The following is a 6,845-nucleotide window of genomic DNA, read 5'->3' as shown; positions in this document are numbered from 1 at the left end:
TGTCCGTGTAAAACGTCCGCGTCCGATATTTCATCTCTAACACTCCATCTTTCCAAAAAGACTAAAGTGTTGCGACCACCCGTTGAAACCGCCGCCCAAAGCGCACGATACTTCGTTCCGCACGAATGTCCGCTTTGGATGAGGCTTGACGATAGCAACGATGTCTGTAGCAATCACAAAACAAAGTTTGTGAGCAACGTGGAATAGCTGATCATTGACAGATTTTGTTGCGAGCATGTCACCAGTTGGCCGATGGTTTGAGTGACGGCGACTTGGACTCATGGATTGTATTGTTCCTCCCGGTACAATGGCCTCAGCCAAGGTGCGGGCATATCGGCCCCCCCGCGTCAGCCACGCCGAGTTGCCAACATGCGCGTTAATGTGAGGCTGTCGCAGCGTCCCAGTGCGTCTCGCACAAACACGGAAAAGTCGTTCGCAGGCGGCCTTGCAGGCACTTGGTACATCATGTCATTGACGAACCCGCGATGGTAGGTCGCGTGGTTGACAAGATGGAGTAATATCTCCTCTCGTGTCATCGCGCCTGCGCCGCCGCCGACGAACGCAAAGCGGATTGTTTCGGTTAACCTCACGGCATCAAGGCCGTTGCCCAGGTCAACAAACCACTGGTTCATCTCGCGCTGTCGGTCGTACAGTTCCCGAAGCGGCGGCGTATCCGATGTATTACGGGCGGTGTAGCCGTGTTGGCGTCCGGTTAAGTGATGGCGGAATATGTCGTCGACAACAAGAACATGGTTGAGCGTGTGTGCAATGGTGCCGAAGTTCGATTGCCGAGGCTTGGTTACCTCGTCTTCGGGCAAATCGAACAACGCGCCATAAGTGACTTCATCCGCCCAATCCTTGTAACGTAAGAGTTTCTGTATCGTGCTAGGCATGGTGTGATCTCCTGAGGCATTTGTGATTGCCCTTGATAGTGACAGGGCGGCTTCTATTAGCTATTAATTCACTTGACATGGATAAAGATGCATCTGAGACCGAGTTTCGGTCTTTTAAAGACCGAATGGACCGCGAGGCGTACACGACACCCCGTCACTTTGCCGGTATCACGGGCGCGATGGCGGCTTTCGTCGCGGTTGTAGACGCGGGAAGCTTTGCAGGTGCTGCCATCTGGCTGGACATGACGCCGTCCGCCGTCTCGAAGGTTGTCTCTCGATTGGAATCGCGTCTTGGCGTCCGGCTCCTGACCCGAACCACTCGCAGGATCGCACTTACCGACGCAGGTGGGGTGTTCCTGCATCATGCACGGGTCACCCTTGACGCTGCTGAAACTGCCGTCTCGCAGGTTGCGGCGTTGGGGGATGAACCATCAGGCAGGGTCCGTGTGTCGGTGGGCTCAGCTTACGCCAAGCATCAACTGGTTCCGCGCTTACCAGCTTTCCACTCCCTTCACCCGAAAGTCACTATTGAACTGAATGTGAGCGACGCCTTGGTCGATCCACGCTTTGATGCGGTTGACGTGGCAATCCGGCCTGGCGGTAGTCTCACACCCGGTCTCCATTTGACGTCACTCGGAACAGCGGTGCGCTTTCTCTGCGCGTCGCCTGCCTATCTTCAGCGCAAAGGCGTACCTCGCACTCCTGATGACCTCGCCTTCCACAACTGCCTCGTGATGTCAGGGGCGGGGTTCGAACGCTGGCCGTTCCGGGTCAGCGGACGCGTGAGAGACATAGAAGTCATTGGGTCAGTGCGTGCGGACAACGCTGACATGCTTTTGGATTTAGCACTTGCTGACCATGGTATTGTGCGCCTTCTCGATACAATAGTAGGCCCCCCCCTGCGCAAAGGGAGGCTGGTTTCTATCATGGAAGACGTCCATGTCGGGGATCATCAGCCGGTAGACGCACTCGTCCGGCGTGGCCGTGAGATCGTACCACGCATATCGGCGCTGCTTTCCTTCCTGCGCGACGACCAGGTTTTGAGTTAAGCTGGCAACAGAATATGCCCATTGATCACATGAACTGATGAAGCGGACATTCAAAATATTGTAGGAAATGACTGCTAAGTCTGCATTGCCGACCTTAATGCAGAATGCGGCGAATGGCTGGATCGAGCCCTCTTTTCCGATATTCTGCAGTGCCGCGAATGACCTAAGTGCAGGCGGGTGGCAGTTTATCGGTTCGCTACACCTTACTTGGACCTTTACCGACCCTCGGGTCGGCGCGTGTACCGGTCGATACACCAATACAAAGCACAATCTCATCCGCGCGTGGCGCGTCAGGCAGCCACAATGTCATGGTGTCAATATGGTCAAATGACCATGGCTCGTCCTTATGCCCAAGTGGTAGATCGATGCTACTCCCTACGGCGCCGACCTTGTGGTTGGACGGCATGAGGGCCTTTCCGCCGCCGACAGCTTCCCGCACAGGCTTACCTAGTTTGGGATGCAGCACCGCGGCTCCGTGCTCCATTGCCCCTGTAGATCCAATCAGGGCAGCTTTGCCATAGCAAACCGGCGGCGTCGGCAGGATATTCACCAAATCGCCCGCGAGCTGCTGGCCGACTTCTGCACTGATATCAAACAATTTCGACAGATCGTCCTGATCGGTCCCGGCAAAAGGGTTGTTGACGATCGCCATCGCGGCGGCACGTGTGATTGATGGACAAGGCTTTCCCATCTCGTCGGAATTTATGATTTCTTTAGTTATAACCGATTTGCGAATGAGCATGGTTAAACTTCTCCCCTAACGGCCAGAGATAGCCCTGTTTTGAGATATTGATACACAAACGCAAGTGGAACCACCAAGGCGTACAGGATCATGGCAAGCCATATGGGGCCTTGTGCGCTTCCGGTTGCGTCCAGAGTCGCGCCTGCGGCCGGAGGTGTGATCATCATAATCGCGTAGTACACCGTAAAGAAGATCCCCATGCCAAAGGCCCGAACTTCGGGCCGCAATGCTTGTCCGGCCAAGGCCATAATAACACCCGCCGGTGCCATGCCGATCAGGCCGAAAAGTACGCTTGCGCTCAACCCGGCGCCCGGCACACCCAAAAGCAGAAGCGAAACAATCGCGCCCCCCATGCAGACAGCCAAAATCGTATTTCGCCGCCCAAAACGATCCGAGATCTGTCCGCAGAGCGCACCAGACAGGATCATGAGCCAGCTGCCGACGCTGATGATGCCCGCAGACGCCAAGGCCGTTTGGCCGAGGCTCTCAAGCACTTTTGGCCCAAATGAAAGATAGGTGACATAAGCTGCGTTGAACACGCCCCAAGCCGAGGCTGCGCAAAGCACAAGCCGCCATTCCTGGGCTGAGAGCCTCGGGGTTGAGTCGCTTTTGACTACAGGTAAATCATGCGGCGCCTTGTAAAATAGAAGCACTCCCAGTGCAGCGATCAAACAGTAGCCCGATGCAACCTGAAACGGAATCCGCCAGCCGAAAGCGTCTGCAAACCACGCATGACCCACCTGACCCATCGCGATTCCAAATGGCCAACTCATGACAAGTATGCTCATCGCGGTCGCGATTTCGCGCCCCTCAAACCAGTCAGCGATCATTTTGGTGAAATAGAGGGTGGTAAAAAGAAAGCCTACCCCCCCGAAGACGCGGCCGAGCCCAATCATCCAACTCTCTGTTGCAGCGGATGACACGACACCCCCGAGAGCCAGCGCACCCAGCCCAAACACGACCATGTAACGATCTGAGACAAAGCGACCCCAGTATCCGGCAGGGAGTGCCAGGAAAAGACCAGGAGCCATGAACAAACCGATCAGAAAACCGATCCCAGCATAGTCGAGCCCGAAGGCGACAACCAGGTTATCGCCAACGGAGGCCAGTGTCTGAAACTGAAATCCAAGCCCGATGCGTGCCAGAAAAAGCAACGCCAAGATGCGCCAGCGCATCACGCCCAGCCAAGTCCACGCAGGGCATGCACATCGTTCCAGATCTTGGTCATGTGACGGATTTTGTCACCATCAAACTCCATGACATAGGCGTAATCCGAAACCACCGAATTGCCGGTTGGAGCAACGGGCCCGCCTTCGCCAGTCTGCGTTCCATGAAATTCGGCCGCCGCAACAACTGTGCCACGTTCCTGATCCATCGCAAACGCCTTGAGAACATAACGCCCGTCGGGCACCGGGGTCAGGAGGCCCTTCATCCACTCGCAATAATCCGCAAGCATCTTCGTGTCGGTCAGTGCGTCGGCCTGGCAGGAGAAAGTTGCGTCCAGTTGACACCAACCCCGGCAGGCATCCCAGCCCTTGCCGGTTTCGCAAGCGTCAAAAAAAGCCTGTGCGGTTTTGTGGTGTGACATCTGTTGATCCTCCATGTTGTGGTGCCATGGACAACACTATGCCGGGAACGTTGTGGTAGATATCAGGCAGATGCAGTAAATTGGGCCTTGCGCGTGCAGTATTAAACTACATCATTTGCGGGATTGATTGTGTAGAGCGCTGTATCCACACTCGATTTTAAACGCAGGTCAAAGGAGCCGCGGAAGTGCCAGCACAGTCCGATCTCAGTCCAAGGGAGTTGGAAATCGCGCAATCCTACGCGACCGGCTCTACCTACCAAGAAATTGCAGGGACGCTTTGCATCGCGCCATCAACCGTCCGCACGCATTTGGCCACGATCTACCGAAAAATGGAAGTTTCCTCAAAACTTGAACTGATGACCCGTCTCAAAGGCGATTCCCCGCAGCCGCGCAGTCAGTCTGAATTAAACTCGGTGATTTCAGAGCTGGCATTGAGCCTTGAAGAAGCGATCAGTCGCGAAAAAGCACTTAGTGAGGTACTTCGAATCATCAGCGCCTCGCAGGGGAATATGGGCTTGGTAATGCCCTCCATTCTGAATCACACGTTGGAACTGTGCGAGGCAGAGTTCGGTATTCTGTTTGAATATCGGCAAAATAGGCGATTTTGCGCGAGCTTCACAAAAGGCATCCCAGAGCCCTTTCAAAGGTGGCTTGATGAGAGTGGCGAATTCTCTGCTAGCGCACAGACGGGCCTTGGACGGATGGACGCACAGCGCGAGGTGGTTAACATCATTGATGTAAAATCCGAATATATCTATCGCACTGACGATCCTCTGCGCTATGCAACAGCTGACCTCGGCGGGGCACGTTCCTTTGTGGCGATCCCGATGCTTGCCGCGGACAGGCTGGTGGGAGCCTTCACGATCTACCGGCAAACGGTTCGACCCTTTACCGCGGACACAACTCGACTTGCTCAGATGTTCGCGGACCAAAGTGTGATCGCCCTTGAAAACGCTCGGCTGATGAGCGCAGTGCCAGAGGTCAAGCGATGAACCGGAAATCGCAAAGCACAGGAGACTTGAGTGCGCGGGAACAGCAGATTGCGCAAGTTTATGCGCAAGGTGAAAGCTATCAGCAGATTGCAGATCGACTTTGTCTCGCGCCGTCTACCGTGCGGACGCACCTGGCAACGATCTATCGCAAACTTAGGGTGTCCTCGAAACTGGAACTGCGCGACGCCTTGCCCTCCGCCGCAACACCGCAAGCCGACCTAGTTGAAGGATTTCCGGAGCGGCCAGAGAAGCCGTCCATCGCCGTCCTGGCATTTGAAAACATGTCGGGCGATCCCGAGCAGGAGTATTTCTCCGATGGGATCAGCGACGATATCATCACCGCGCTCTCGCGCTCGCCGTGGCTCTTCATAATCGCACGCAACACGACCTTCACTTACAAGGGGTCCAACGTTGATGTCAGGCGTGTGGCTGAAGAACTGGGCGTTCGGTTTGTACTGGAAGGCAGTGTCAGGCGATCCGGCGATAGAGTTCGAGTCACGGCACAGTTGATCGACGGATTGACCGGCGGCCATGTCTGGTCTGACCGCTATGACGGCCAGCTGGAAGACGTGTTCGATTTGCAGGATGAGATAACGCGCAATGTGGTTGCCTCGATTCAAACAACGGTTCATCTCAGTACTATTCAGGATCCGGTCGAGAGGGCGTCTCATCCGGACTTGACCGTTTGGGAGCTGACCATGCGTTCCTGGCATCTGCTCTATGATTTTGATCCGGAAAGCTATGCCCATGCCAAAACGCTGCTTGAGCGCGCTTTGGCGATCGATCCTGAAAGCGCAGAGGCGAACATGGTCCTCTCGCTGATCAATCACCACATTGCAATCATGGGTTTTGCGAAAGACGAAGTACCTGCAATGGAAACGGCCTATGCGCTTGGGCGTCGTGCAACGCAGTTGGATGATCGGAATGAGTATGCCCATTGGGCGTTTGGCATCAGTTGTTGGGGCCTGCTGAAATACGACGAGTCCCTCGCCGCCCTTGAACGCGCTGTTGCCCTGAACCCGAATTGTTCTCTGGCTTATGGCAGTCTAGGCACTTTGCTAGGCATTTTGGGGTGCTCCGAAGAAGCAATCGCCAATCAGGAAATCGCGATCCGCTCCAACCCCTTGGACCCAAGCATCTTTTTCCGGTTCTCAGGGCTTGCGCTTGCACACTACATGGCCGGGCGATACGTGATCGCGATTGAGTGGGCCGAGCGCGCCATTCATCGAATGCCCCGTTGGTATTTTGCGCATTTCGTTTTGGCCGCGAGCCACGTGGCACTTGATCAACACGAACAAGCGTCTGCAACTGCCGAGGCATGTGTGGCAGTGATACCAAACATCCGCATCCGAGACCTTGATCGAGTCCCTTTGAAAGACACAAAGAAAATGGACAAACTCCGCAACCGCTTACGTATTGCTGGGTTCTCTGATTGATCGAGACCTCACCAAAGCGGCCATTGGGGCACGTGCAACGAAAGGACGCTCTGTCCCGGCGGTTTCAACGGGTGGTCGCAACACTTTAGTCTTTTTGGAAAGATGGAGTGTTAGAGATGAAATATCGGACGCGGACGTTTTACAC

General features: G+C 55.1%; 7 protein-coding genes. 3 read left to right on the top strand and 4 right to left on the bottom strand.

The window, feature by feature from the left end; genetic code table 11:
• Positions 1-347 precede the first annotated feature (347 nt).
• The gene (locus MWU63_RS20200; protein ID WP_213891514.1) at positions 348-893 is read right to left on the bottom strand and encodes a DinB family protein; all 546 of its coding nucleotides are present in this window, start codon (positions 891-893) and stop codon (positions 348-350) included.
• Positions 894-970: 77 nt separating this feature from the next.
• Here MWU63_RS20200 and MWU63_RS20195 point away from each other — a divergent pair, with 77 nt between their 5' ends.
• Positions 971-1,942, top strand: a complete 972-nt coding sequence (locus MWU63_RS20195; RefSeq protein ID WP_247079775.1) for a LysR family transcriptional regulator — start codon at positions 971-973, stop codon at positions 1,940-1,942.
• Between the two features lie 196 nt (positions 1,943-2,138).
• On the opposite strand, the gene MWU63_RS20190 is transcribed toward MWU63_RS20195, so the two are convergent.
• The 3 genes from MWU63_RS20190 to MWU63_RS20180 are packed head-to-tail and all read right to left on the bottom strand — an operon-like array spanning position 2,139 to position 4,272.
• Positions 2,139-2,684: an amino acid synthesis family protein gene (locus tag MWU63_RS20190; RefSeq protein WP_213891518.1), complete on the bottom strand. Its 546-nt coding sequence runs from the start codon at positions 2,682-2,684 to the stop codon at positions 2,139-2,141.
• Between the two features lie 2 nt (positions 2,685-2,686).
• Positions 2,687-3,859: an MFS transporter gene (locus tag MWU63_RS20185; RefSeq protein ID WP_213891519.1), complete on the bottom strand. Its 1,173-nt coding sequence runs from the start codon at positions 3,857-3,859 to the stop codon at positions 2,687-2,689.
• Positions 3,859-4,272: an ester cyclase gene (locus MWU63_RS20180; protein ID WP_213891521.1), complete on the bottom strand. Its 414-nt coding sequence runs from the start codon at positions 4,270-4,272 to the stop codon at positions 3,859-3,861. The genes MWU63_RS20185 and MWU63_RS20180 overlap by 1 nt, the downstream gene beginning before the upstream one ends.
• A 185-nt stretch (positions 4,273-4,457) precedes the next feature.
• On the opposite strand from MWU63_RS20180, the gene MWU63_RS20525 reads away from it, so the two are divergent.
• Both MWU63_RS20525 and MWU63_RS20170 read left to right on the top strand, forming a co-directional pair.
• Positions 4,458-5,264, top strand: coding sequence for a LuxR C-terminal-related transcriptional regulator (locus MWU63_RS20525; protein ID WP_213891523.1), 807 nt, complete (start codon positions 4,458-4,460; stop codon positions 5,262-5,264).
• A complete protein-coding gene (locus MWU63_RS20170; protein WP_213891525.1) occupies positions 5,261-6,700 on the top strand; it encodes a LuxR C-terminal-related transcriptional regulator in 1,440 nt (479 codons plus the stop codon). Before MWU63_RS20525 ends, MWU63_RS20170 begins: the two co-directional genes overlap by 4 nt.
• Positions 6,701-6,845 lie beyond the last annotated feature (145 nt).

The sequence above is a fragment of the Pseudohalocynthiibacter sp. F2068 genome (assembly GCF_023015645.1).
GTDB classification, from domain to species: Bacteria; Pseudomonadota; Alphaproteobacteria; order Rhodobacterales; family Rhodobacteraceae; genus Pseudohalocynthiibacter; species Pseudohalocynthiibacter aestuariivivens.
This window is presented reverse-complemented; position numbering and strand designations above follow the sequence as displayed.

Excerpts from the sequence above, each read along its gene's own strand:
- MWU63_RS20200 (WP_213891514.1), bottom strand. The coding sequence starts at position 893 with ATGCCTAGCACGATACAGAAACTCTTACGTTACAAGGATTGGGCGGAT.
- MWU63_RS20195 (WP_247079775.1), top strand. The coding sequence starts at position 971 with ATGGATAAAGATGCATCTGAGACCGAGTTTCGGTCTTTTAAAGACCGA.
- MWU63_RS20190 (WP_213891518.1), bottom strand. The coding sequence starts at position 2,684 with ATGCTCATTCGCAAATCGGTTATAACTAAAGAAATCATAAATTCCGAC.
- MWU63_RS20185 (WP_213891519.1), bottom strand. The coding sequence starts at position 3,859 with ATGCGCTGGCGCATCTTGGCGTTGCTTTTTCTGGCACGCATCGGGCTT.
- MWU63_RS20180 (WP_213891521.1), bottom strand. The coding sequence starts at position 4,272 with ATGTCACACCACAAAACCGCACAGGCTTTTTTTGACGCTTGCGAAACC.
- MWU63_RS20170 (WP_213891525.1), top strand. The coding sequence starts at position 5,261 with ATGAACCGGAAATCGCAAAGCACAGGAGACTTGAGTGCGCGGGAACAG.